18 protein-coding genes are annotated in these 24,638 nt (G+C 70.0%); 10 read left to right on the forward strand and 8 right to left on the reverse strand.

All coding sequences use genetic code 11. The features are described from left to right. Window positions 1–14: 14 nt before the first annotated feature. A complete protein-coding gene (locus BM342_RS11430) occupies window positions 15–2,489 on the forward strand; it encodes a DNA gyrase/topoisomerase IV subunit A (RefSeq protein ID WP_092965794.1) in 2,475 nt (824 codons plus the stop codon). A gap of 70 nt (window positions 2,490–2,559) precedes the next feature. On the opposite strand, the gene BM342_RS11435 is transcribed toward BM342_RS11430, so the two are convergent. Beyond that, entirely contained in the window at window positions 2,560–4,638 is a 2,079-nt protein-coding gene (locus BM342_RS11435) for a DNA gyrase/topoisomerase IV subunit B (RefSeq protein WP_092965796.1), read from the reverse strand. Between the two features lie 145 nt (window positions 4,639–4,783). On the opposite strand from BM342_RS11435, the gene BM342_RS11440 reads away from it, so the two are divergent. Further along, window positions 4,784–5,014: a DUF7455 domain-containing protein gene (locus BM342_RS11440; RefSeq protein WP_092965798.1), complete on the forward strand. Its 231-nt coding sequence runs from the start codon at window positions 4,784–4,786 to the stop codon at window positions 5,012–5,014. A gap of 87 nt (window positions 5,015–5,101) precedes the next feature. Here BM342_RS11440 and BM342_RS11445 read toward each other — a convergent pair whose 3' ends face one another. From BM342_RS11445 to BM342_RS11460, 4 genes are all read right to left on the reverse strand, one after another. Further along, window positions 5,102–5,887 carry a type 1 glutamine amidotransferase gene (locus tag BM342_RS11445; protein WP_092965800.1) on the reverse strand — a complete coding sequence of 262 codons (786 nt, stop codon included), beginning with the start codon at window positions 5,885–5,887 and terminating at the stop codon, window positions 5,102–5,104. After that, the gene (locus tag BM342_RS11450) at window positions 5,884–7,155 is read right to left on the reverse strand and encodes a Mur ligase family protein (protein ID WP_092965802.1); all 1,272 of its coding nucleotides are present in this window, start codon (window positions 7,153–7,155) and stop codon (window positions 5,884–5,886) included. Before BM342_RS11450 ends, BM342_RS11445 begins: the two co-directional genes overlap by 4 nt. 7 nt (window positions 7,156–7,162) lie before the next feature. Beyond that, window positions 7,163–8,461, reverse strand: a complete 1,299-nt coding sequence (locus BM342_RS11455) for an RNA polymerase sigma factor (protein ID WP_092965804.1) — start codon at window positions 8,459–8,461, stop codon at window positions 7,163–7,165. A gap of 306 nt (window positions 8,462–8,767) precedes the next feature. Then, on the reverse strand, window positions 8,768–9,694 hold the full coding sequence (locus BM342_RS11460; protein ID WP_092965806.1) for a proteasome assembly chaperone family protein: 927 nt from the start codon (window positions 9,692–9,694) through the stop codon (window positions 8,768–8,770). A gap of 87 nt (window positions 9,695–9,781) precedes the next feature. Here BM342_RS11460 and BM342_RS11465 point away from each other — a divergent pair, with 87 nt between their 5' ends. The 3 genes from BM342_RS11465 to sucB all read left to right on the forward strand — a co-directional run bounded on the left by BM342_RS11465 (window position 9,782) and on the right by sucB (window position 14,290). Then, window positions 9,782–11,272 carry a leucyl aminopeptidase gene (locus tag BM342_RS11465; RefSeq protein WP_092965808.1) on the forward strand — a complete coding sequence of 497 codons (1,491 nt, stop codon included), beginning with the start codon at window positions 9,782–9,784 and terminating at the stop codon, window positions 11,270–11,272. Between the two features lie 99 nt (window positions 11,273–11,371). After that, entirely contained in the window at window positions 11,372–12,745 is a 1,374-nt protein-coding gene (gene lpdA / locus BM342_RS11470; protein WP_092965810.1) for a dihydrolipoyl dehydrogenase, read from the forward strand. Between the two features lie 66 nt (window positions 12,746–12,811). Continuing rightward, window positions 12,812–14,290, forward strand: a complete 1,479-nt coding sequence (gene sucB, locus BM342_RS11475) for a 2-oxoglutarate dehydrogenase, E2 component, dihydrolipoamide succinyltransferase (protein ID WP_092965812.1) — start codon at window positions 12,812–12,814, stop codon at window positions 14,288–14,290. Here sucB and BM342_RS11480 read toward each other — a convergent pair. Beyond that, window positions 14,287–15,924: a hypothetical protein gene (locus BM342_RS11480; RefSeq protein ID WP_092965814.1), complete on the reverse strand. Its 1,638-nt coding sequence runs from the start codon at window positions 15,922–15,924 to the stop codon at window positions 14,287–14,289. The genes sucB and BM342_RS11480 overlap by 4 nt on opposite strands. A 155-nt stretch (window positions 15,925–16,079) precedes the next feature. Between BM342_RS11480 and lipB the strand changes: the two genes are divergently transcribed. The 3 genes from lipB to BM342_RS11495 all read left to right on the forward strand — a co-directional run bounded on the left by lipB (window position 16,080) and on the right by BM342_RS11495 (window position 18,491). Beyond that, window positions 16,080–16,721 carry a lipoyl(octanoyl) transferase LipB gene (gene lipB, locus BM342_RS11485; RefSeq protein ID WP_092965816.1) on the forward strand — a complete coding sequence of 214 codons (642 nt, stop codon included), beginning with the start codon at window positions 16,080–16,082 and terminating at the stop codon, window positions 16,719–16,721. Then, window positions 16,718–17,707 (forward strand): lipoyl synthase, encoded by a 990-nt coding sequence (gene lipA / locus BM342_RS11490; protein WP_092965818.1) that lies wholly within the window; start codon window positions 16,718–16,720, stop codon window positions 17,705–17,707. Before lipB ends, lipA begins: the two co-directional genes overlap by 4 nt. A gap of 73 nt (window positions 17,708–17,780) precedes the next feature. Then, window positions 17,781–18,491, forward strand: a complete 711-nt coding sequence (locus BM342_RS11495) for a DUF4191 domain-containing protein (RefSeq protein WP_092965820.1) — start codon at window positions 17,781–17,783, stop codon at window positions 18,489–18,491. Window positions 18,492–18,657: 166 nt separating this feature from the next. Here the strand turns inward: BM342_RS11495 and BM342_RS11500 are convergent, their stop codons facing one another. Next, the gene (locus tag BM342_RS11500) at window positions 18,658–19,092 is read right to left on the reverse strand and encodes an RDD family protein (protein WP_092965822.1); all 435 of its coding nucleotides are present in this window, start codon (window positions 19,090–19,092) and stop codon (window positions 18,658–18,660) included. Between the two features lie 148 nt (window positions 19,093–19,240). On the opposite strand from BM342_RS11500, the gene glnA reads away from it, so the two are divergent. After that, window positions 19,241–20,665, forward strand: a complete 1,425-nt coding sequence (glnA, locus tag BM342_RS11505; RefSeq protein WP_092965824.1) for a type I glutamate--ammonia ligase — start codon at window positions 19,241–19,243, stop codon at window positions 20,663–20,665. 415 nt (window positions 20,666–21,080) lie between these two features. Further along, entirely contained in the window at window positions 21,081–21,560 is a 480-nt protein-coding gene (locus tag BM342_RS11510) for a hypothetical protein (protein ID WP_143109845.1), read from the forward strand. A gap of 48 nt (window positions 21,561–21,608) precedes the next feature. Here BM342_RS11510 and BM342_RS11515 read toward each other — a convergent pair whose 3' ends face one another. Beyond that, window positions 21,609–24,629, reverse strand: a complete 3,021-nt coding sequence (locus tag BM342_RS11515; RefSeq protein WP_092965828.1) for a bifunctional [glutamine synthetase] adenylyltransferase/[glutamine synthetase]-adenylyl-L-tyrosine phosphorylase — start codon at window positions 24,627–24,629, stop codon at window positions 21,609–21,611. Between the last annotated feature and the right edge of the window lie 9 nt (window positions 24,630–24,638).

The following is a 24,638-nucleotide window of genomic DNA, read 5'->3' on the forward strand; positions in this document are numbered from 1 at the left end:
AGCAGAGAACACGGATGACCCGAGCCAAGAACCCGCCCGCTGAAGAACCGATCGTCGAACGCATCGAAGACGTCGACGTCGCCACCGAGATGCAGGGCTCGTTCCTCGAGTACGCGTACTCCGTGATCTACTCGCGCGCGCTGCCCGACGCGCGCGACGGACTCAAGCCCGTGCAACGACGCATCCTCTTCGGCATGAACGAGATGGGCCTGCGCCCCGACCGCGGGCACGTCAAGTCCTCGCGCGTCGTCGGCGAGGTCATGGGCAAGTACCACCCCCACGGCGACACCGCGATCTACGACACGCTCGTGCGCATGGCGCAGGCCTTCACCCTTCGCGTCCCGCTCGTCGACGGGCACGGCAACTTCGGTTCGCTCGACGACGGCCCGGCTGCATCCCGCTACACCGAGGCGCGGCTCACCGCGGCCGCGATCGCGATGAACGACGGCCTCGACGAGGACGTCGTCGACTTCGTGCCGAACTACGACAACCAGTTCATGCAGCCGGCCGTGCTGCCCGCCGCCTACCCGAACCTGCTCGTGAACGGCGCGAGCGGCATCGCCGTCGGCATGGCGACCAACATGGCGCCGCACAACCTCATCGAGGTCGTCGCGGCCGCTCGCCACCTGATCGCGAACCCCGACGCGACGCTCGACGAGCTCATGGAGTTCGTGCCCGCGCCCGACCTTCCATCGGGCGGCACGATCGTCGGCCTCGCTGGCATCCGCGACGCCTACGCCACGGGCCGCGGCAGCTTCAAGACGCGCGCGAAGGTCAGCATCGAGTCGATCACCGCCCGCAAGACCGGGCTCGTCGTCACCGAGCTGCCCTACCTCGTCGGCCCCGAGAAGGTCATCGAGAAGATCAAGGACGGCGTCAACGCCAAGAAGATCAGCGGCATCTCCGACGTCACCGACCTCACCGACCGCACCAACGGCCTGCGGCTGGTCATCGGCATCAAGACGGGCTTCAGTCCCGACGCGGTGCTCGAACAGCTCTACCGCCTCACGCCGCTCGAGGACTCCTTCAACATCAACAACGTCGCACTCGTGAACGGCGGGCCGCAGACCCTCGGTCTGCGCGAGCTCCTGCAGGTCTACGTCGACCACCGCATCTCGGTCGTCACGCGTCGCTCGCAGTACCGCCTCGCACGGCGGCAGGAGCGCCTCCACCTCGTCGACGGCCTGCTGATCGCGATCCTCGACATCGACGAGGTCATCCAGGTCATCCGCTCGAGCGACGACACGGCGGCCGCACGCACGCGCCTCATGGAGGTCTTCGACCTCAGCCTCGTGCAGACCGACTACATCCTCGAGCTGCAGCTGCGTCGCCTGACGAAGTTCTCGCGCATCGAACTCGAGGCCGAGCGCGACAAGCTGCGGGCCGAGATCGCGGAGCTCGAGATGCTGCTCGCGAGCCGCCATCGCATCGAGCTCCTCGTCTCCGACGAGCTCGGCGAGATCGCCGAGAAGTACGGAACCCCGCGTCGCACGCTCCTGACCGATGCCCGACCCATCGCGACGACCGCGGCGGCGAAGCGGGCCGCAGCGGTGCTCGAACTCGCCGACGTACCGTGCAAGCTGTTCCTCTCGGCGACCGGGCGAATCGCCCGCGTCGACCTCTCCCCCACAGAGAACGGCGTTCCCGCGATCACGGTGCCGGCGCGACGCAGCAAGCACGACGCGATCCGCTCGACGCTCGAGACGACGAGCCGCTCCGAGATCGGCGCGGTCACGAACCTGGGCCGGCTCATCCGGTTCACGCCGATGGAACTCCCCATGCTGCCGCCGAGTTCGGTCCAGCTCGGTGCCGGCGTCAAGATCGGCGAATACCTCGCGCTGCCGAACCGCGACGAGAAGGTGCTCGCCCTCGTGTCGCTCACCTCTGATCGCTCGATCGTGCTCGGCACCAAGCAGGGCATCGTCAAGCGAGTCTCCACCGGCGCGTATCCCAACAAGCCCGAGTTCGAGGTCATCGGCCTGAAGGCCGGCGACGAGGTCATCGGCGCGGTGCAGGGCGGCGAGACCGACGAACTCGTCTTCGTCGCCTCCGATGCGCAGCTGCTGCACTTCGCGGCCGCGTCCGTTCGCCCCCAGGGGTGCCCAGCCGGCGGCATGGCAGGTGTCAAGCTCAGCGCAGGCGCGCACGCGATCCACTTCACGAGCCTGCCCGCCGAGCGCCTCGACACGTCCGTCGTGGTCACGATCGCCGCGAGCAACGACACCCTCCTCGGCGTCGATTCCGGCAGCGCGAAGGTCAGCGAGTTCGCGGAGTTCCCCGGCAAGGGCCGCGCGACCGGCGGCGTGCGGGCGCAACGGTTCCTCAAGGGCGAGGACGCCCTGCACCTCGCCTGGGTCGGCCCGGCGCCGGCGCTCGCGGTCGCCGCAGACGGTTCGGCCCGTCAGCTGCCGGATTCGGGCGCCAAGCGCGATGCGTCGGGCCAGCCGCTCGAAGCGCACGTCGCCGCGATCGGCACGCGCATCGAGTAGACACCACCGAACGAACGAACGCGGCGGGCCTCACGGCCGCCGCGTTCGTTCGTCTCACCTGGCCAGTCGGTCAGGCGTCGATGCGATCGCGTTCGAGCGCGTCCGCGCTCGACACGATGAACTCCTTGCGCGGCGCGACCTCGTTGCCCATGAGAAGCTCGAAGACGCGTCCGGCCGCCTCGGCATCGCCGAGTCCGACGCGACGGAGCGTGCGCTGACGCCGATCCATGGTCGTGGTCGCCAACTGGTCGGCGTCCATCTCACCGAGTCCCTTGTAACGCTGGATCGGGTCCTGGTACCGCTTCTTCTGCCGATCGAGTCCGGTCAGCACGCCGTTCAGCTCGGCCTCGGAGTAGGTGTAGATCGTCTCGTTGGGCTTCGAGCCAGGATTCATCACGATCACGCGATGCAGCGGCGGGACCGCGGCGAACACGCGTCCCTCTTCGATCATCGGGCGCATGTACCGGAAGAACAACGTCAACAGCAGGGTGCGGATGTGCGCGCCGTCGACGTCGGCGTCGGCCATCAGGATGACCTTGCCGTATCGCGCGGTCGCGATGTCGAAGCTCCGACCCGAACCGGCTCCGATCACCTGGATGATCGACGCGCACTCGGCATTGCCGAGCATGTCGGAGACGCTCGCCTTCTGCACGTTGAGGATCTTGCCGCGGATCGGCAGCAGCGCCTGGTGCTCGCTGTCGCGCGCGAGCTTGGCGGTGCCGAGCGCCGAGTCGCCCTCGACGATGAACAGCTCGCTGTGCGCGACATCCGTCGACCGGCAGTCGACGAGCTTCGCCGGGAGCGACGAGCTCTCGAGCGCGTTCTTTCGACGCTGGGTCTCTTTGTGGGCGCGGGCGGAGATGCGCGACTTCATCTCGGCGACGACCTTGTCGAGCAGCAGCGCGGACTGCGCCTTGTCGTCGCGCTTGGTCGACGTGAAGCGGAGGCCGAGTTCTTTCGAGAGCACGTTCGAGACGATCGCTCGGACTGCGGGCGTGCCGAGGACCTCTTTGGTCTGGCCCTCGAACTGCGGCTCGGGCAAGCGCACGGTGATGACCGCGGTGAGCCCTGCGAGCACGTCGTCCTTCTCGAGCTTGTCGCTGCCGGCCTTCAGGCGGCGCGCGTTCTGCTCGACCTGCTGACGCAGGAACTTGAGCAGCCCTTGGTCGAACCCGGTCTGGTGGGTGCCGCCCTTGGGCGTGGCGATGATGTTCACGAAGGACTTGACGACGGTGTCGTAGCCCGTGCCCCAGCGCAACGCGATGTCGACGGCGCACTCGCGCTTGAGCTCGGTCGGCACCATCGCGCCGCCCTCGGTCAGCACCGGCACGGTCTCGGTGAACGAGCCGACGCCCGTGAGTCGCCACACGTCGGTGAGCGCCGAGTCGGCCGCGAGGTGATCGACGAACTCCGAGATGCCGCCCTCGAACTGGAAGGACGTGGTGTGGGGCACCTCGCCGCGCTCATCGGTCACGTCGATCGCGAGCCCCGGTACGAGGAACGCGGTCTGACGTGCCCGCGCGGTGAGGTCGTCGGACTGGAACTCGGCGCCCTTGGTGAAGATCTGCCGGTCGGCCCAGTAGCGGATGCGCGTGCCCGTGACGCCCTTGGCGACCTTGCCGACGACGCGGAGCTCGCTGCGGTCTTCGAAGGGCGTGAACGGCGCGTCGGGCGACGGCGACCCCGAATCGGCGAAGATGCCGGGCTCACCGCGGTGGAACGACATGGCCCAGGTCTTGCCGTCGCGATCGACCTCGACGTCGAGGCGCTCCGACAGGGCGTTCACGACCGAGGCGCCGACGCCGTGCAGGCCGCCGGATGCCGCGTAGGAGCCGGACCCGAACTTGCCGCCCGCGTGGAGCTTGGTGAAGACGACCTCGACGCCCGACAGCCCGGTCTTCGGCTCGATGTCGACGGGGATGCCGCGGGCGCGGTCGCGCACCTCGACGCTGCCGTCGGGGTGCAGGCGCACGCCGATCTCGCTGCCGTGCCCGGCGAGCGCCTCGTCGACCGAGTTGTCGATGATCTCCCAGAGGCAGTGCATGAGACCGCGGGAGTCGGTCGAGCCGATGTACATGCCTGGTCGCTTGCGCACGGCCTCGAGGCCCTCGAGCACGGAGAGATGGCGGGCGGAATAGTCGGAGCTCACGTCGCACAAGCCTACTGAGCGCCACCGACCCTCGCGTGCAGGCGCTACGCGGTGAGCGAAATGCCCGACGGAACGGAAGGATCACCGCCGAAGACGTGTTTACATTGATGAACGGATTTCGCGCAGTGAGCCAGGAGGAGGAGCCATGACGCAGTACACCGAAACCGACGGTGCGGTCGATGCACTCGAGACCCCGTACGAGCTCACGGCCCTCGACCGCTGTGATGCGTGCGGCGCCCAGGCCTACATCCGCGTGGTGGTGGGCACCGGCGAGCTGCTCTTCTGCGCCCACCACGGGCGCAAGCACCAGGAGAAGCTCTCGCAGATCGCGCACAGCTGGCACGACGAGTCGTCGCGGCTGGACGAGCGCGCCTAGCACGACGCCTTCGAAACGCGAACGCCCCCGGGAGGACTCCCGGGGGCGTTCGTCGTTCGTGCGGACGCGATCGATGGTGCGCGTCGGTCAGGCTTCGTTCGCCGACGAGGGCGCAACGACGGATGACGCCACGACGGATTCGGTGTCGACGCCCGCTGCCGCCAGATGCGCACGCCGCGCGTCGTCTGCGTAGCCGTCGACGACGAGCGTCTGCTCTCCGGGCGAGTAGTCGAGCCCGGCGCGTTCGGCCATGGCCCGCAGCATGCGGTCGGCGAGCACCGGGTTCTTCGCGAGCACGGGTCCGTGCAGGTGCGTGCCGATGACCTCGCCCATGACGACGCCCTCCTGCCCGGAACCCTGCGCGTTGCCCTGACCCGAACGAACCCTCCCGAGGGGCGACCCCTCGGCGCCGACGTAGGCGCGCGCGTGGTTCTCGAAGCCGACCAGCAGCTCACGGGATCCGCGCTCGGCCACGACGAGATCGCCGGTAATGCGCCCTTCGCGATGCGGCACGGCGCGGCCCGGCAGGATGCCGAGCCCCTCGATGTTCGTGCCGTCGGGCAGTTCGATGCCCCACGAGAGCAGTTCCCACCCGGTTCCGACGGCGAGGATCGGCACACCCTCGGTGCCCCATCGGCGCAGCTCGTCGTGCAGTTCGAGCAGTCGGGTTCGCGCGGCTTCGAGCGCGGCATCCGTGCCCGAGCCGATGACGACCGCGTCGACGTGGTCGGGCAGGTCGTCGCGGGACTCGACCGCGACCACGCGCGCGTCGAGGCCCGCCCAGGTCGCGCGCTGCGCGAGCACCGCTGCGTTCTCGGCGTCGCCGTTGGTGTTCTGCAGCGACGGCAGCAGCGTCGCGATCGTGAGGGTCATTCCGCTCCAGTGAGTCCGAGGTGCGCACGCGTGCGCCGCATCGAGTCGGCCGAGAAGACGATCGTCTTCGTTCCGGATGCCGGGGCGGGAGCCGCGAGGAACTCGTCGACCGCCCGGGCGAGGTCGGGTTCGACCCGGTCGATCCCGACGCCGTCGTAGGCGAGCATGAGCGCCGCCTCGGCGGCCTTGGACCCGCTGACGATCGAGACCCGGCCGAGCGACGAGGCGTCGGCGGGCCAGAAGTACGAGGGGTCGCGCACGTCGGAGCCGATCGCGAAGAGGATGTCGGAGGTGCCGGGCTCGATGCTGTCGACGTTGAGCTGGTAGCTCGCCGTGTTCTGCACGAGCACGAAATCGACCTCCTGACCGCGCACCTGCACGCGCTCGCCGCGCCCGAAGACCGCGGGGATCGCGCTGAGCGCCGCCGCCGCGACGTCGCGGTCGAACCCGGCGCCGAGCACCGACTTCGCCGTCGTGTAGGCCGCGGTCGCATCGACCCCGTAGTGGGTGCCGCGAGCCGGAAGCGTGATCGCCACGGCAGTGCCGTGATCGTCGATCACCGCGGACCGGCCGTCGACGGACTCGAGCCGGACGCCTTCGCCCTCGGCGAGCCGCGCCTCGGCCGTCTTCGCGTAGCCGAGGCCGCGGGGTGCAGCGGCGACGACCGCCTCGGAGGCGCCGAACCGCTCGACCGCGACATCCGCCCCGACTCGTGCCGCGAGCTGCTGGAGGTAGGCGTCGTCGGCGTTCACGATGACCGACCCTTGCGCGCGTGCCGCGATCCGCGCGAGCATGCCGGCGACCATCTCGGAGTCGTGGAAGCGGTCGACCTGGTCGACCATGACGTTCATGAGCGTCACGGTGCGGGCGTCGACCCCCTGCATGACGAGCGCGCCGTGGCCCTCGTCCATCTCGAGCACGGCCATCTCGCCGGGTACGCGGCCCAGCCAGTCGGCGCGCTCGAGCAAGGCCGAGGTGAGGCCCTGGCTGATGTTGGCGGTCGAGGGGTTGGTGAACACGTCGACGCCATGGGCGCGGAGGATCGCGACCAGCATCTTCGTGGTCGTCGACTTGCCGCTCGATCCGGACACCACCACGAGCCCCTGCGGGAAGCCCGACAGGGTGCGCTTCAGGTAGCCCGGCGCGAGGCGGTTGACGACCAGCCCCGGAACGGCCGATCCGCCGCCCGGCTTGCGCAGCCGTGCGGCGAATCGGGTGAGTCTGCCGGCGAGGATCGCCGGCCCGTAACGAAGAGAACCAGCGGACACCGGCGGCCTACTCGAGGTAGTCGCGCAGCGACTGCGACCGCGACGGGTGGCGCAGCTTCGCCATCGTCTTCGACTCGATCTGGCGGATGCGCTCGCGCGTGACGCCGAACGTGTCGCCGATCTGGTCGAGGGTCTTCGGCATGCCGTCGCCGAGGCCGAAGCGCATGCGGATCACGCCGGCCTCGCGCTCGGAGAGCGAGTCGAGGAGCGACTCGAGCTGCTTCTGCAGCATCGTGAAGCCCACCGCGTCGGCCGGGACGACCGCCTCGGTGTCCTCGATCAGGTCGCCGAACTCGCTGTCGCCGTCTTCACCGAGCGGCGTGTGCAGCGAGATGGGCTCACGGCCGTACTTCTGCACCTCGATGACCTTCTCGGGGGTCATGTCGAGTTCGCGGCTCAGCTCCTCGGGCGTGGGTTCGCGACCGAGGTCCTGCAGCATCTGCCGCTGCACGCGGGCGAGCTTGTTGATGACCTCGACCATGTGCACGGGGATGCGGATGGTGCGCGCCTGGTCGGCCATGGCGCGAGTGATCGCTTGGCGGATCCACCACGTCGCGTAGGTCGAGAACTTGAAGCCCTTGGTGTAGTCGAACTTCTCGACCGCGCGGATGAGGCCGAGGTTGCCCTCCTGGATGAGGTCGAGGAACTGCATGCCTCGGCCCGTGTAGCGCTTGGCGAGCGAGACCACGAGGCGCAGGTTGGCGCCGAGCAGGTGGCTCTTCGCGCGCTGGCCGTCTTTCGCGACCCACTGCAGCTCGCGACCGAGCTGCGAGCGCTTCTCGGCGTCGGTCATGTGCGAGAGCTTCTCTTCGGCGAAGAGGCCCGCCTCGATGCGCATCGCCAGCTCGACCTCTTCGGCCGCGTTGAGCAGGGCGACCTTGCCGATCTGCTTCAGGTAGTCCTTGACGGGGTCGGCCGTCGCGCCGGTGATGGCACTCGAGTAGACCGGCACCTCGTCTTCGTCGTCGACCGCGCGCAGCACGAGCGCACCGGTCGGGTGCGGCTCGACGGCGACGGGCTTCTCGTCGTCGTCGGATGCCGCGGCGTCGCCGCCCTCGGCCCCCTCGACCTCGACGTCGACGTCGACGTCGACCACTTCGAGCTCTTCCTCGTCGCCTTCGTCGTCAGCGCCCTTCGCAGCGCCACGGGTCTTCGTCGCCGCCTTCGCGGTGGTCTTCCGCGGCGTCTTGCTCGCGGTCGTGGTCTTCGCACCGGCCTTGGCCGTGGTCGACTTCGCAGCCGTCGCACGAGCGACGGGCTTCTCGGCCTCGTCCTTCGCGGACGTCGCAGCCTTCGTCGTTGCCATTGGTTGAACCTCTCCTACATCGCACGGCGCATGCCCGGCAGGGGTCGCGGCTCGTGGTGGGTCCGATCGTTTTCGGACACTATGAGGACCCATGTCAAGTCCGCGACCTCGGCACGCGAACGTGCCCGCGGACCAGAACGGGTCCTTCTGCCATTATACAGCCGTCAACTGCGCCTCACGTCCACGCGGGCATCGCGTTTCTCCCGGATCGCGGCCCCGGGCACCCGCAGACTCCCTCATGACAACGCCGGCCGCGGCATCCGCATTCCCGAGGATGGCTCATGCAGGCGACGAGAACCGGGCGGATCAGCCGCCGAGCGGAGACTCGTCGTCGTGCCGGCGACGCACCGCGAGGAACTTCTCGAGTTCGGCCGCGATCTCGTCGGCCGAGGGGAGCTCGCCGCCTTCGTCGGTCAGGGGCGACCGGAACGAGTTCTCCTGCATGTAGGTGTCGTGGCGTTCTTCGAGCGTGCCGACGAGCTTGCCCAGCTCGCCGTTGCCCGCGACCTGCTCGTCGATGCGGGAGACGAAGTCGCGGTTGGCCTCGCGCAGGCTGTCGGTCGGGAGGATGCGGCCGGTCGCCGCGGAGACCGCCTCGATCGCCGCGACCGCGGCAGCCGGATACTCGGTGTCACCCAGGTAGTGCGGGATGAGGAGCACGAACGCGGCGACCGGGTGCCCGAGTTCCTGCAGCCGCACCTCGACCAGGTGCAGGGCGTTGGCCGGCGCCTCGGTCGTCGGCCGCCACACGGACATCGCCTCGACGAACTCCGCGCGGTTGCCGCTCACGGTCATGCTGATCGGGCGCGTGTGCGGCACCGGCATGGGGATGGAGTTGATCCACGTTGTCGAGGAGACCTGGAAGCGCTCGATCACCTGCAGCACCGCGGCCGCGAACCGCTCCCACTGGAAGTCGGGTTCGTAGCCCGTGAGGAGCAGGAACTGCTGGCCGATCTCGTCGCGCGCGAGCGACAGCAGCAGGCGCGGCGGGCGGTACTCGGTGATGTGGTCTTCCTCGAAGAGGATGATCGGACGACGCGCACGATAGTCGAGCAGCTCGTCGGCGTCGAACACGGCGACCTCGACGTTCTCGAGCGTGGCGAGCAGGAACTCCGTCGTCTGCGCGACGGCCGCTCCGGCATCGGCGAACCCGGTGAGACCCGCGACGAGCGGCAGCCCGGCCGGCACTTCGACGCCGGGGTTCAGCTCGTAGAGGGAACGTGGATCGCGCATACGTCAAGCCTACTGAGCGGGCCCGACGCTCCCGCCCGTCTCGGCGATCCCACCGGATGCTCAGAGCGAACACGTACCATTCGCAGCATGAGCGTCCCCGAACTCCGCGTCACCGATCTCCCGCCCACCGCCTCCGAGGCCGACGTCGTGCTCCTCACGGCCGTCAGCACCGCCGACGGCCCGCGGCTCCTCGAGATCGACGGGTACGAATGGGTCGGGCCGCTGCTCGCGGGCCTCGGTGCGACGGGCGCCGCCGACGACCTCGTGCGCCTGCCGTCGTCGGTCGACGGCCCGGCCGTCGTCGCGGTCGCCGGTGCCGGCGAGCGAGCGGATGCCGCGGCGCTGCGCCTGGCCGTCGGCAGCGCGGTCCGCCAGCTCACCGGCGTCGGGCACGTCGCCGTCGTCGTCCCGATCCCGATCCCCGACGACGCGGATGCCACGGCCACCGCCGAGGCGATGCTCGAGGGCGCCGCGCTCGGCGCCTACCTCTTCACCGCGTACCGCTCCGAGCCGAAGACGCCCGTCGCGGTGGTCACCCTGCACGCCGCGGCATCCGCCGCACTGGTGGACGTCGAACGCGTGCGCGTGATCGCACGAGCCGTGGACCGCACGAAGGACCTCGTGAACACCGCGCCGGCCGACCTCTCCCCCGCGCGCCTCGCGGAGATCGCGGTGAACGCGGCCGACGCCGCCGGCGTGACCTCGACCGTGTGGGACGAGGAGGCGCTCGAGTCCGACGGGTTCGGCGGCATCCTCGGGGTCGGGCAGGGATCGGTCCGCGGCCCGCGGCTCGTGCGCCTCGAGTACGCCCCTGCCGGAGCCGCCAAGCACCTCGCGCTCGTCGGCAAGGGCATCACCTTCGACTCGGGCGGCCTCTCGCTGAAGCCCGGCAACTCGATGGTCGGCATGAAGTCCGACATGGCGGGCGCGGCGACCGTGCTCTCCGCACTGCTCGCACTCGCCGCGCTCGAGACGCCGGTCAAGGTCACCGCGTGGCTGTGCCTCGCCGAGAACATGCCCTCGGGCACGGCGATCCGCCCCAACGACGTGCTCCGTATCCGGGGCGGCAAGACCGTCGAGGTGCTGAACACGGATGCCGAGGGCCGCCTCGTGCTGGCCGACGGCCTCGTCGCCGCGAGCGAGGAGCAGCCCGACGCCATCGTCGACGTCGCGACCCTCACGGGCGCGCAGGTCGTCGCGCTCGGCCATCGGCTGGGCGGGCTGATGGGCGACGACGCCCTGGTCGCGCGCGTGCGCGATGCGGCCGAGTCGGTCGACGAGGCCTTCTGGCCGATGCCGCTGCCCGGCTACCTGAAGGCGAACCTGAAGTCGGATGTCGCCGACCTCGCCAACACCCGGCTCGGCACGACCATCCCCGGCATGCTCGTCGCCGGCGTGTTCCTGCGCGAGTTCGTGGGTCGCCGCGAGGACTCGGCCGAGCGGATCCCGTGGGCGCACCTGGACATCGCGGGCCCCTCGTTCAACACGGGTGGAGCCTGGGGGCACACCGGATCGGGCGGCACCGCGATCGGCGTCCGCACGCTCGTCGCGCTGGGCGAGGACCTCGCCGCCGGGTAGTAAGGTCGTATGGGCGAGATCCTCGCCCTTCACTCTGCCCCAGGTCACGCTCCCGGGGCAGTCCGTGTCGCAGAACAGGCGCGCAAGGGAGAATCCGGTTTGTCCGAGCAGAACTTCGACATCGTCATCCTCGGTGGAGGCAGTGGCGGCTATGCGGCCGCACTGCGCGCCGTACAGCTCGGCTTCACGGTCGGCCTCATCGAGAAGGACAAGCTCGGCGGCACGTGCCTGCACCGCGGCTGCATCCCCACCAAGGCCCTGCTCCACGCGGCCGAGATCGCGGAGCACACGCGCGAGTCCGCCAGGTTCGGCGTGCGCGCGACGTTCGAGGGCATCGACGTCGCCGGCGTGACCGCCTACCGCGAGGGCATCGTCTCGAGCAAGTTCAAGGGTCTGCAGGGCTTGGTCAAGGCTCGCGGCATCACCGTCATCGAGGGCGAGGGCCGACTCGTCGCGCCCAACGCCGTGCAGGTCGGCGACCAGCGCATCATCGGCAAGAACGTGATCCTCGCGACGGGCTCCTACTCCCGCTCGCTCCCCGGCCTCGAGATCGGCGGCCGCGTGATCACGAGCGAGCAGGCGCTCGAGCTCGACTTCGTGCCCGGCAAGGTCGCCGTGCTCGGCGGCGGTGTCATCGGCGTCGAGTTCGCGAGCGTCTGGAAGTCGTTCGGCGCCGAGGTCACGATCATCGAGGCGCTCCCCCACCTCGTCCCGAACGAGGAGGAGTCGATCTCCAAGCAGCTCGAGCGGGCGTTCCGCAAGCGCGGCATCGACTACAAGCTCGGCGTCCGCTTCCAGTCGGTCACCCAGCACGAGAACGGCGTCGTCGTGACGCTCGAGAACGGCGACACCGTCGAGGCCGAGCTGCTGCTCGTCGCCGTCGGCCGCGGCCCCGTCACCGCGGGTCTCGGCTACGAAGAGGCCGGCATCGCCATGGACCGCGGCTTCGTGCTCACCGACGAGCGCCTCGCGACCAACGTGCCCGGCGTCTACGCCGTCGGCGACATCGTGCCCGGCCTCCAGCTCGCGCACCGCGGATTCCAGCAGGGCATCTTCGTGGCCGAAGAGATCGCGGGCCTCGCCCCGATCGTCGTCGAAGACGTGAACATCCCGAAGGTCACGTACTGCGAGCCCGAGATCGCCTCCATCGGCTACACCGAGGCGAAGGCCGGCGAGAAGTTCGGCGCCGACCAGGTCTCGTCCTACGAGTACAACCTCGCCGGCAACGGCAAGAGCCACATCCTCGAGACGAGCGGGTCGATCAAGGTCGTCCGCGTCAACGACGGTCCCATCGTCGGCGTGCACATGATCGGCGGCCGCGTCGGCGAGCTGATCGGCGAGGCGCAGCTTGCGGTGAACTGGGAGGCCTACCCCGAAGACGTCGCCCCGTTCATCCACGCGCACCCCACGCAGAACGAGGCGCTCGGCGAGGCGTTCCTGAAGCTCGCGGGCAAGCCGCTGCACGCGCTCTGATCCTGCAACCCCCAATACGACTGCAATAAGCTAGAAGCGTCCCAACGCTGTGAAGGAGACAAGCGCATGAGCGAATCCGTCAGCCTCCCGGCACTCGGTGAGAGTGTCACAGAGGGCACGGTCACCCGCTGGCTGAAGAACGTGGGAGACCGTGTCGAGGTCGACGAGCCGCTGCTCGAGGTCTCGACCGACAAGGTCGACACCGAGATCCCGTCGCCGGTCGCCGGTGTCATCGAGGCGATCCTCGTCCAGGAGGACGAGACCGTCGAGGTCGGCACGGCACTCGTGACCATCGGCGACGGCTCCGCCGCTGCGGCACCCGCCGAGGCGCCCGCCGCCGAGGCCCCCGCCCCCGTCGAGGCGCCCGCGCCTGCCCCGGAAGCGCCCGCCGCACCGGCACCGGTCGAGGCACCCGCAGCCGCACCGGCAGCACCCGCCGCACCGGCACCCGTCGAGGCTCCGGCAGCACCTGCTGCACCGGCACCGGCACCGGTCGAGGCACCCGCTGCTGCGCCTGCCGCTCCGGCAGCGCCCGCCGCACCGGCACCCGTCGAAGCCCCCGCAGCCGCTCCGGCAGCACCTGTCGCACCGGCACCGGTCGAGGCACCCACTGCCGCACCCGCCGCTCCGGCTGCGCCCGGATCGCACGCCGGCGCACCCGGTTACGTCACGCCCATCGTGCGCAAGCTCGCCAACGAGCAGGGCGTCGACCTCGCCAGCGTCACCGGCACGGGCGTCGGCGGCCGTATCCGCAAGCAGGACGTCATCTCGGCGAACGCCGCACCGGCCGCCGCTGCGGCACCGGCACGGACGCCGCTCGAGCCCTCGCCGCTGCGCGGCACGACCGTTCCGATGACGCGTCTGCGCAAGGTCGTCGCCGAGCGCGCGGTCGTCTCGATGCAGTCGACCGCACAGCTCACCTCGGTCGTCGAGGTCGACGTGACCAAGGTCGCGCGCCTGCGCGACAAGGTCAAGGGCGACTTCCTCGCGAAGACGGGCAACAAGCTCAGCTTCCTGCCGTTCTTCGCGCTCGCGACCGCAGAGGCTCTGCAGGCCTTCCCGATCATCAATTCGACGGTCGACGGCGACGCCATCGTCTACCCGGCCCAGGAGAACCTGAGCATCGCGGTCGACACCGAGCGCGGCTTGCTCACGCCGGTCATCCGCAACGCGGGCGACCTCGACATCGCCGGCCTCGCAGCGCAGATCGCCGACCTCGCAGACCGCACGCGCAACAACCAGCTGAAGCCCGACGAACTCTCGGGCGGCACCTTCACGCTGACCAACACCGGTTCGCGCGGCGCGCTGTTCGACACTCCCGTCGTCTTCCTGCCGCAGTCCGCGATCCTCGGCACCGGCATCGTCGTCAAGCGACCGGTCGTGGTCACGACCGACGGCTCCGAGGCGATCGCCGTGCGGTCGATGGTCTACCTGGCCCTCTCGTACGACCACCGTACGATCGACGGCGCAGACGCCGCACGGTTCCTGACGGCCGTCAAGGACCGTCTCGAGTCAGGCGACTTCGAGGCCGACCTCGGCATCTAGTCGAAGATCTCGCGCAGACGCCAACCGGCCTCGTTCCTCACCATGAGGAGCGAGGCCGGTTCTGCATCTGCGGGCCCCGCGACGCGCACGAGCACGGCCGCGCCCATCTCGGTCACGACCTCGATGCGGTCGAGATCGAGTGCGCGGATGCCGCTGCCGCCGTCGCGCGCCGCGAGCATGAGGTTCCAGTCCGCGTCCTCGAGCGGCGAACCCGCCTGCACGTAGGTCGCGAGGCATGCCGGATCGAGGTCGGCGAAGCACGCCTCGCGCGCCTCGAGCAGGCCGCGCGCCGCCAGCACCGGGTCGTCACCCGCGGCGCCGTCGAGCGCGTCGCGCGTGCCGGTGTCATCGGGTGCGGGGTCCTCCGCGGAATCCCCGGCCGCAGCAGCCGCTGGCTCCTCGAGGAGTGCGCCATCGTCCGACGGGACCCCGGCCGACGCCGAGCCGGGATCCGGCTCACCCGCAGCCCCTCCGCCGACGCCGCCCGCCTCGTCGGACGGCACGGCCGTCAGCAGGAGCACGAGTGCGGCGGCACCGACGAGCGCCGCGACCACGAGCGGTCGGCGACGGGCCGAGAACCACCTCGATGCTCGACGTCGGACCTCGCCGATCCGGTCGGTGTCCGCCGACTCGGCCAACTGCTCGAGCACCGTCGGCGGCAGTTCTGCGAGCTCGATCATGCTGCCCGCGACGCCCGATCGCGCGGCGCTGCGCACGCCGACGCGAGGCGCCGGTTCGGGTGCGGCCGGATCGGATCGGAGGGGCGCGAGCATGCGCGTCGGCAGCCGGGCCTCTCGCACGGGCGGGAGTCCGGCAACCGGGGCCGGCGAGGCGGCGGCGAACAGTGCGCGCTCGAGCTCCGCCTCGAAGGGCACGAAGGGGCGCGCCTCGAGCGAGGCGCGGGCGAGCCGGAGGGCTCCGTCGAAGACGCCGGCCGGCCGCACTGCGGCGACGACCTGATCGATGTAGTCGGTGAGCGCCGCGAGGCCGTCGCGACGGAACGCGTAGGCCGCAGCCGGGTCGTCGGACGGCAGGCGCCGGAGCGCTCCGAGGCCGAGCAGGCGAGGTCGTCCGGTCGCGTCGAGCAGCACGTCGCCCGGCGACAACCGTGTGTGCACGAAGCCGGCGGCGGCGAGCCGTGCGACCCCGGCGACGACCGGCGCGACGAGGGTCACCGCTTCGCCAGGCTCGAGACGTCGGTCGTGGATCAGCTGCGCGACGCCGACCCCTCCGATGCGCTCGACCACCGCGACCCGCTCCCCCGCAGCCGACGTCGCGACGTCGAACAGCGCCGGCATGCCGGATTCAGGAGCCGCGTGCATCGCATCGAGCTCGCAGGCGATCGAGCGATCGTCGACCTCGTCGCGGTAGATCCGCACGACCACGAGCGGGGATTCGACAGGCGTCGCCGACGGGGCGTCCGGGTGGCCGATGTCGGCCGGACCCCGGTCGTGGGTCGACGTCTCCGCCTGCCGGAGGGTGGCGAGGAACACCTCTGCCCGCCCCCCGCTGCCGATCCGGCGGATGATGCGGTACCCGGCGACGCCGGAACCCACGGTCGCGAGCGGATCGGCGTCGACATCCGCACGCCCCTCGTCCCGCCCTGCACGCCCGCGCATCAGCCATCCGCTCATCCCTCCACCGTCGCCCGTGCGAGCGGCGTGTCACGCCGCGGCCGCTGTCCGACCGCACGGTCCTGCGCCGACCGTCGGCTGGGGAGGACGAGTCGCACGAAGGCCGCACCCGACCATGAGCGGCACCACGCGGCATCCATGCCTACACTGGGGTCATGCTCGACTTCGTCGTCGCGGGGCTAAGCGCCAACTCCGTGCCGTACATCGAGGGTCTCGACCTTCAGCGCGCCGTCCATCGCGCGGTCGTCGGGGGCGAACGCCCCGACACCGTCCTCCTTCTGGAGCACCACTCCGTCTACACCGCGGGAAAGCGAACAGCTCCCGAGGAGCGGCCGACCGACGGCACCCCCGTCATCGATGTCGACCGCGGCGGCAAGATCACCTGGCACGGACCAGGGCAACTCGTCGGCTATCCGATCCTGCGCCTGGCGGAGCCGATCGACGTCGTCGGCTACGTGCGCCGCCTCGAGGCCGTGCTCATCGACGTGCTCGCCGACCACGGCATCGACGGCCACCGGGTCGACGGTCGATCGGGGGTGTGGGTCGGCCCGGCCGGGCTCGAAGAGAAGATCGCCGCGATCGGCATCAGGGTCGCCGAGGGGGTCACCATGCACGGCTTCGCGCTCAACTGCTCGAACTCGCTCGATCCCTACACCCGCATCGTCGCGTGCGGCATCCGCGATGCGGGGGTCACGACGATCTCGCGCGAACTCGGTCGTGAGGTCTCCCCCGCCGACGTCATCGACACCGTGACGGCCCGGTTCCGCGCCGAGTTCGAGGCGGCGATCGCCGCATGAGCACCGCACCCGACGGGCGCCGCATGCTGCGCCTCGAAGTCCGCAACGCCCAGACTCCGATCGAACGCAAGCCCGAGTGGATCAAGACCCGGGCGAAGATGGGGCCCGAGTTCCGCCAACTTCAGACGCTCGTGAAGAGCGAGGAGCTGCACACCGTCTGCCAGGAGGCGGGCTGCCCCAACATCTACGAGTGCTGGGAGGATCGCGAGGCGACCTTCCTCATCGGCGGTTCGCAGTGCACGCGTCGCTGCGACTTCTGCCAGATCGACACGGGCAAGCCGGCCGACTACGACGTCGACGAGCCGCGTCGCGTCGCTGAATCGGTCGAGCGCATGCAGCTGCGCTACTCGACCGTCACCGGAGTCGCGCGGGACGATCTTCCCGACGGCGGCGCCTGGCTCTACGCCGAGACCATCCGCGAGATCCACCGCCAGTCGCCGGGCACCGGGGTCGAGATCCTGGTCCCCGACTTCAACGGCGAGCCGGACCTGCTTCGGCAGGTCTTCGACGCCGCGCCCGAGGTCTTCGCGCACAACGTCGAGACCGTGCCGCGCATCTTCAAGCGCATCAGGCCGGCGTTCCGCTACGAGCGGTCGCTCGACGTCATCACCCAGGGTCGCGACGCAGGCCTCATCACCAAGTCGAACCTCATCCTCGGCATGGGCGAGGACCGCGCCGAGGTCTCCCAGGCGCTGCGCGACCTGCACGAGGCCGGCACCGACATCATCACGATCACGCAGTACCTCCGGCCGAGCCCGCGGCACCTGCCCGTGGCGCGGTGGGTCCGCCCCGAGGAGTTCGTCGAGCTCAAGGCCGAGGCCGAGCAGATGGGGTTCCTCGGCGTGCTCGCGGGCCCGCTCGTGCGCTCCTCCTACCGCGCCGGTCGTCTCTGGGCCCAGTCGATGCACGCGAAGGGGCGCCCCCTGCCCGACGAACTGGCGCATCTGGCCGACCCGTCGCTGGGCTTCGCGCAGGCGGTCGGCTGAGGCATCCGGAAGCAGCCTCCGCCCTCCGAGAACGCGGTCGGAGGCTGCCCCGCGCGCCGGTATCCTTGTGCACATGGCACGCACCAAGGATTCGTCCACTCCGAAGGAGCCCGGGCGTCTGAAGCAGATGTGGCAGGTCTTCCAGATGACCCGCCGCTACGACCCGAACGCGCAGTGGCTCATGCTGCTCGTGTTCCTCGCTCCCGTGATCGTCGGGCTCGGGCTCGCGCTCTGGCTGAGCGAGGGCAACGGCTTCACGATCGCGCTCTGGATCGTGGCCGGCGTGCTCGCGGGCCTGCTGCTCGCCCTCATCGTCCTCGGAAGGCGTGCCGAGCGTGCCGCCTACGCGCAGATCGACGGTCAGCCGGGTGCGGTCGGCGCGGTGCTCCGCAGCGGCCTCCGCGGGGGCTGGATCGGCAATGAGATGCCCGTCGCCGTGAACGGCAAGACCCAGGACGCGGTGTACCGCTCGGTCGGCCGCGGCGGCGTCGCGCTCATCAGCGAGGGCCCGCAGACCCGGACGCAGCGCATGCTCGACGACGAGAAGCGCAAGATCGCCCGCGTGCTGCCCAACGTGCCGATCACGCTCATCGCCGTCGGCCACGACGAAGGCGAGGTCGAGCTGCACCGACTGCCCGCCGCCCTGCGCAAGATCAAGCGCTCGCTGACCAAGCCCGAGGTGCTCGCGGTGTCCAACCGCCTCAACTCGCTGCAGAGCGCCCTGCCGATCCCGAAGGGCATCGACCCCATGAAGGCGCGCCCGCAGCGCGGCAAGATGCGCTGACCGTACCCACCCACGCCGAAACGCGGCATCCGACCTGGTCGGGTACCGCGTTCGTGGTCTCAGGCGAGGACTCGGACTCCGGATGCCCCGAGCCGCCGTTCGTCGGAGCCGTTCGTCGGAGCTGCGCTTCAGCGATGTGCGGCGGCCCGGTCTCCGTCGATGCGGCTCAGGCCCGCACGAGCACCGTGCCGGCGACCTTGTCGTGGAAGCCGCGCTGGTCGGAGTCCCAGACGAGCGCGGGCACGACGATCGCGAGCAGCAGGGTGCGCACGACCGGGCGCCAGAGGCCGACCCATCCGCCGGCGATCGGGATGATGCGCAGGCCCATGAGCCGGTGCCCGACGCTGCCGCCGATGGTCGGGATGAACAGGACCTGCATGATGACGAAGATGCCGAGCGTCAGCCACGAGTGCAGCAGCGAGCTGTAGGGCGCGAAGAGCAGGGCGATCAGGATCGCGACGCCCCAGTCGATGACGATCGCCGCGATGCGGCGACCGACGCGCGCGACCGAGTTCGGCCCCTCGTCGGGGAGCCCGAGCCGCTCGCCCGGCCACCGGCTGGGTTCGAGTTGGCCGAAGGTCGTGGGCGTCGCGTCAGGCATCCGTCGATTCTACCGAGCCGTGCGCTGCGTAACACGTCTGAAACAATGGCGTCACGGCCGGGTAACCACCACTCGGTACGGTCGACTACGGCTGTGCACGTCCGTCCGGCCTCGCCGGTTCAACTCGCCCCCTTGGAGATACCACCCCATGTTCAGTGATTCCTCTGAAGTGCTCAAGTTCATCAAGGAGACGGATGTCAAGTTCCTCGACATCCGCTTCACCGACCTCCCGGGTGTGCAGCAGCACTTCAACATCCCGGCGTCGACTGTCGACGAGGAGTTCTTCACGGTCGGCCAGCTCTTCGACGGCTCCTCGATTCGCGGGTTCGCGAACATCCACGAGTCGGACATGCAGCTCATCCCCGATGTGACGACCGCGTACATCGACCAGTTCCGCACTGCGCGCACGCTGGTGATGATCTTCGACATCTACAACCCGCGCAACGGCGAGATCTACTCGAAGGACCCGCGTCAGGTCGCCAAGAAGGCCGAGAAGTACCTCGCCTCGACCGGCATCGCCGACACCGCGTTCTTCGCCCCCGAGGCCGAGTTCTACATCTTCGACGATGTGCGCTACGAGGTCAACCAGCACTCGAGCTTCTACTCGGTCGACTCCGACGAGGGCGCCTGGAACTCGGGCCGCACCGAAGAGGGCGGCAACCTCGGCAACAAGACCCCCTACAAGGGCGGCTACTTCCCGGTCAGCCCGATCGACAAGACCGCCGACCTGCGCGACGACATCACGCTGAACCTCATCGAGGCGGGCTTCGTGCTCGAGCGCTCGCACCACGAGGTCGGCACGGGTGGCCAGCAGGAGATCAACTACCGCTTCGACACGATGGTGCACGCGGCCGACGACATCCTGAAGTTCAAGTACATCGTCAAGAACACGTCCGAGCAGTGGGGCAAGTCCGCCACGTTCATGCCGAAGCCGCTCTTCGGCGACAACGGCTCTGGCATGCACACGCACCAGTCGCTCTGGAGCGAGGGCAAGCCGCTGTTCTACGACGAGGCCGGCTACGGCGGCCTCTCCGACCTGGCCCGCTGGTACATCGGCGGCCTCCTCAAGCACGCTCCCGCCGTGCTCGCCTTCACGAACCCGACGGTGAACTCGTACCACCGCCTCGTGCCCGGCTTCGAGGCCCCCGTCAACCTGGTCTACTCGGCGGGCAACCGCTCGGCTGCGATCCGCATCCCGATCACGGGCACCAACCCCAAGGCCAAGCGCATCGAGTTCCGTGCGCCGGATGCCTCGGGCAACCCGTACCTCGCGTTCGCCGCGCAGCTCATGGCCGGCCTCGACGGCATCAAGAACCGCATCGAGCCGCACGAGCCCGTCGACAAGGACCTCTACGAGCTCCCGCCCGAGGAGGCCAAGACGATCCCCCAGGTGCCGGGTTCGCTCGACGCCGTGCTCGACGCGCTCGAGGCCGACCACGACTTCCTCCTCGAGGGCGGCGTGTTCACCAAGGAGCTCATCGAGACCTGGATCGACTACAAGCGCGAGAAGGAGCTGAAGCCGCTGGCTCAGCGTCCGCACCCGTTCGAGTTCGAGCTCTACTACGGCGTCTGATGAAGAAGCGGCTCTGACCGGGTGTTTCTGCGAACCCCCCTCCCCCTCGTCCGCAGATAGTCCGCACGAGTCCCACGAGAACCCCCGCCAGGTCGCCCCGGCGGGGGTTCTCTGCGTCTACGCTCGGCAAGTGGCGAGCATCGAGGATGGTTTCTTCAGCGCCGTCTCGGGCCCGCCGCCTGCCTTGTGGGGTTCAACCTGTGAGCGAGCACATGTTGGGCGTCCATGCTCTGAAAATGAAGGACACTCAGCAAAGCCCGGCGCCTCGCGCGTCTGCTGTTCGCCGCAGAGCACTGCAGGCCGGAGTTCGTGACAACCGGTTCTGGACGCACGTCGGAGATGATCCCGACAGCGGAACCCCCCGGGCAGACCGCGCCCGTGTGTCATGGGCTGCAACCTCGCACGAGACCAGGTCATGATGTCCCCCACCTCGCATCCCGCCGTTGACGATCACTTCTGCGTCACGCACGTCCTGGTCAACGAACTGCCTTCCACGCTCGGCACGCCCGAGGAGCCCGACCACTACAGCGTCTCAGCCGTCTTCAGTCGGCGGCCGACACCGGCGGAGTTGACGATGCTGGCTGCGCCGAACGTGGGGGCGACCTTGCGCGACGAAGGCTATGCGCACGTGACCCTGAAGCCGGTCGATCGGCGTCTCGTCATCGGGCACACCAGTCTCGCGGAGCTCTCCGGGGGGCTCGCCTCGCTCATCGGTGAGGTGCTGTTCGACATCGGCACTCGAGCTCGCGCAGAACAGCGCGCACTCGACGACACGGCCGCCGCACACGCTCAAGGTGAAGCACAACGAGCCGCCAAGATCCTCGAGGCAGTCAAGCGCATCGACTTCGGGCCGTCAGAGTCACGATTCCGCCCGCAGGTCTCGAAGTACGCCTAGCCGAAGCGGGCGCCCCGTGACAGTCGTGGGACGGGGTGGGCCTCGTGCTCAGCCGGTGGTGGGCTCGCGTCGCTGCTGCTCCTCGCCGTAGAAGCCGCGCTCGAACACCGCGCGCGCACGTCGCGTGACCCCGAGGTAGTCGCTCTCGAGTTGCGATGCCGAGCCGGGCGGGTAGCCCATGATCCGGGCCACGCCCTCGAGCTGGGTGCGCTCGACCGGCAGCACGTCGCTCGTGCGTTCGAGCCACAGCGTCAGCGCCGAGCGCGCTCGCGACGCGAGCACCCATGCGCTGCGCAGCGTCTCGGCGTCGGGGGCGGTGACGAGGTGCTGCTCGACGGCCGCGTCGAGGGCGTCGAGCGTCGACGTCGTCCGCAACGCGGGCACCTCTGCGGCGTGCTCGAGCTGCAGCAACTGCACGTACCATTCGACGTCGCTCAGGGATCCGCGTCCGAGCTTGAGGTGGCGCGTGGGGTCAGCGCCCTGCGGCAGGCGCTCGTTCTCCACGCGGGCCTTGATGCGCTTGACCTCGCGCACGTCGCGCTCGGAGATCTGCTCGGGGTACCGCACGGTGTCGGCGAGCTCGGCGAAGTCGGCGAGCAGCGCGGCGTCGCCCGCGACCCCCCGCGCACGCAGCAGCGCCTGGGCCTCCCAGGTGAGCGACCAGCGCGCGTAGTAGGCCCGATAGGCGTCGAGCGAGCGCGCGACGACGCCGTTGCGCCCCTCCGGCCGCAGGTCGGCGTCGAGTTCGAACGGCAGTCGTGCGTCTTCGCTCAGCCGCACCAGGTCGGCGACGATGCGCAACGCCCGCGAGTGCGCGGCGTCGGGTGCCGCATCCGTCGCCCGATAGACGTAGATGATGTCGGCGTCGCTGCTGATGCCGAGCTCTCGACCGCCGAACCGCCCCATGCCGATCACGGCGAACTCGATGCCGTCGGGCGCCTCGCCGCGGATCGCGGACACGAGCGCGGCGATGTGGTTCTCGGTGAGGTCGCTCAGCGCCCACCCGAGTTCCTGCACCGTGCAGACGTCGAGGATCGCCGCCAGGGCGAGCCGGAGCACCTCGCGTCGACGGATCGCGCGGAAGATCTTGGCCGCGGCCTCGGGGTCGGTGTGCCGTTGCAGCACGGCACCGGTCTCGGCGCGAAGTGCGTCGAGCGAGCGAGGGCGCAGCTCGTCGAGGTCTTCGAGCCACGCCACGGCCTCGGGGCTGCGCTCGAGGAGCTTCGCCGCGTATCGCGAACCCGTGAGCACCTTCGTCAGGTTGAGCGCTGCATCGGATGAATCGCGGAGCAGCCCGAGATACCAGTGCGTCGTGCCGAGCGTGTCGCTCAGACGGCGGAAGGACAGCATGCCGAAGTCGGGATCGGTGCCCTCGGCGAACCACGAGATGAGCACGGGCATGAGATTGCGCTGGATCTGAGCGCGCCGTGAGACCCCGGAGGTCAGCGCGCCGATGTGCGCGAGCGCACCCTTGGGATCGCGGAACCCGATCGCGGCGAGGCGCGCCTCGGCCTGTGCGCTCGTGAGCTCGAGGCCCGACGCCGGCAGAGCGGCGACCGCTGAGAGCAGCGGCCGGTAGAACAGGCGCTCGTGCAGGCCGCGCACGCGCTGGCGGGTCGCCTGCCAGACCTCGGTGAGGCGCGCCGCGTCCGGCGCGATGCCCGAAGCGCGCGCGAGCCGTCGGAGGCCGGCGGGGTCGCGCGGCATGAGGTGGGTGCGGCGCAGGCGTTCCATCTGCAGGCGGTGCTCGAGCACGCGAAGCAGTCGGTAGTCCCGCGAGAACTCGGCGGCCTCCTCGCGTCCGACGTAGCCGTTGTCGGCCAGCGCCTCGAGGGCGGGCAGCGTGCCCCGCTGGTGGATGGCGTCATCCGATGCCCCGTGCACGAGCTGCAGCAGCTGCACCGTGAACTCGATGTCGCGAAGGCCGCCCGGACCGAGCTTCAGCTGCACGCCGACCTCGTCGGCCGGGATGTGCTCGGAGACGCGCTCGCGCATGCGCTGCACGGACTCGACGAATCCGTCGCGGCCCGAGCTCGTCCAGACCTTGGGCGCAACCCCCGCCGCGTAGCGCGCGCCGAGGTCGGGGTCGCCTGCGAGCGGTCGCGCCTTCAGCAGGGCCTGGAACTCCCAGCTCTTGGCCCACCGGTCGTAGTACTGCAGGTGCGACTCCAACGTGCGCACGAGCGCGCCGTCCTTGCCCTCGGGCCGGAGATTGGCGTCGACCTCCCAGAGCGGCGGCTCGATGCCGGGCTCGGAGATGATGCGCATCGTGAGCATCGCGAGGCGAGTGGCGATCTCGATCGCACGCGCACTCGAGACGACCGCGTCGTCGGCCGACTCCCCCACGAAGATCACGTCGACGTCGCTGACGTAGTTGAGCTCGCGGGCGCCTGCCTTGCCCATGCCGATGATCGCCAGCGCGGATGCCTCGACCTCGGCCGCCGGGAACATGCCCGGCGCCGCGGGCGTGCCGGGGACGCGCGAGGCGACCAGGCGCGCCGCAGCCAACGCCGCATCGAGCGTGGCACCGGCGAGGTCGGCGAGTCCGGCGGCGACGGTCTCGACGGCGTCGACCGCGTCGACCCTCGTGAAGTCGTACACCGCGATGCGTGCGAGCAGGCTGCGGTAGCGCACGCGCAGTGCCGAGGCGACGCGATCCTGCGAACCGGGCGCCGCGGACCATGCGCCCTCGACCGTCGAGAGCAGCAGGCCGCGCGCCTCGTCGGCCGACAGAGGCGGGCCGGGGACCTCTTGCAGCAGCGCCATCTCCGACGGATGCCGCAGCAGGAAGTCCGCGAATCCCCGTGAGCCCCCGACGAGACGGGCGAACCGGTCGGCTGAGGCCTCGGGCGCGAGCACCGCGGCGACCTCGTGCGGCGCACGGGCGTGCAACCGCTCGGTGGCGACGAGCGCCTCGTCGGGATCCGCGGCGTTCGCGAAGGCGACGAGCAGGTGCTCCTCGTCGAGACCGGTCAGGGTCGCGAGCGACTCGAGTCGTGCCGCCGCGGCGGAGAGGTCGTCGAACCCGGCACGCGCAAGACGACCGAGGGTTGGTGCTTGGCGTGACATCCGGAGCGC

Origin of the sequence: Agromyces sp. CF514, from assembly GCF_900113185.1 — a bacterium.
GTDB lineage: Bacteria > Actinomycetota > Actinomycetes > Actinomycetales > Microbacteriaceae > Agromyces.

Bases quoted from the DNA above. Each gene is read 5' to 3' on its own strand.
- BM342_RS11430 (WP_092965794.1), top strand. From the start codon at position 15: ATGACCCGAGCCAAGAACCCGCCCGCTGAAGAACCGATCGTCGAACGC.
- BM342_RS11440 (WP_092965798.1), top strand. From the start codon at position 4,784: ATGACGCAGTACACCGAAACCGACGGTGCGGTCGATGCACTCGAGACC.
- BM342_RS11445 (WP_092965800.1), bottom strand. From the start codon at position 5,887: ATGACCCTCACGATCGCGACGCTGCTGCCGTCGCTGCAGAACACCAAC.
- BM342_RS11455 (WP_092965804.1), bottom strand. From the start codon at position 8,461: ATGGCAACGACGAAGGCTGCGACGTCCGCGAAGGACGAGGCCGAGAAG.
- BM342_RS11460 (WP_092965806.1), bottom strand. From the start codon at position 9,694: ATGCGCGATCCACGTTCCCTCTACGAGCTGAACCCCGGCGTCGAAGTG.
- BM342_RS11465 (WP_092965808.1), top strand. From the start codon at position 9,782: ATGAGCGTCCCCGAACTCCGCGTCACCGATCTCCCGCCCACCGCCTCC.
- sucB (WP_092965812.1), top strand. From the start codon at position 12,812: ATGAGCGAATCCGTCAGCCTCCCGGCACTCGGTGAGAGTGTCACAGAG.
- BM342_RS11480 (WP_092965814.1), bottom strand. From the start codon at position 15,924: ATGAGCGGATGGCTGATGCGCGGGCGTGCAGGGCGGGACGAGGGGCGT.
- lipB (WP_092965816.1), top strand. From the start codon at position 16,080: ATGCTCGACTTCGTCGTCGCGGGGCTAAGCGCCAACTCCGTGCCGTAC.
- lipA (WP_092965818.1), top strand. From the start codon at position 16,718: ATGAGCACCGCACCCGACGGGCGCCGCATGCTGCGCCTCGAAGTCCGC.
- BM342_RS11495 (WP_092965820.1), top strand. From the start codon at position 17,781: ATGGCACGCACCAAGGATTCGTCCACTCCGAAGGAGCCCGGGCGTCTG.
- BM342_RS11500 (WP_092965822.1), bottom strand. From the start codon at position 19,092: ATGCCTGACGCGACGCCCACGACCTTCGGCCAACTCGAACCCAGCCGG.
- glnA (WP_092965824.1), top strand. From the start codon at position 19,241: ATGTTCAGTGATTCCTCTGAAGTGCTCAAGTTCATCAAGGAGACGGAT.
- BM342_RS11510 (WP_143109845.1), top strand. From the start codon at position 21,081: ATGATGTCCCCCACCTCGCATCCCGCCGTTGACGATCACTTCTGCGTC.
- BM342_RS11515 (WP_092965828.1), bottom strand. From the start codon at position 24,629: ATGTCACGCCAAGCACCAACCCTCGGTCGTCTTGCGCGTGCCGGGTTC.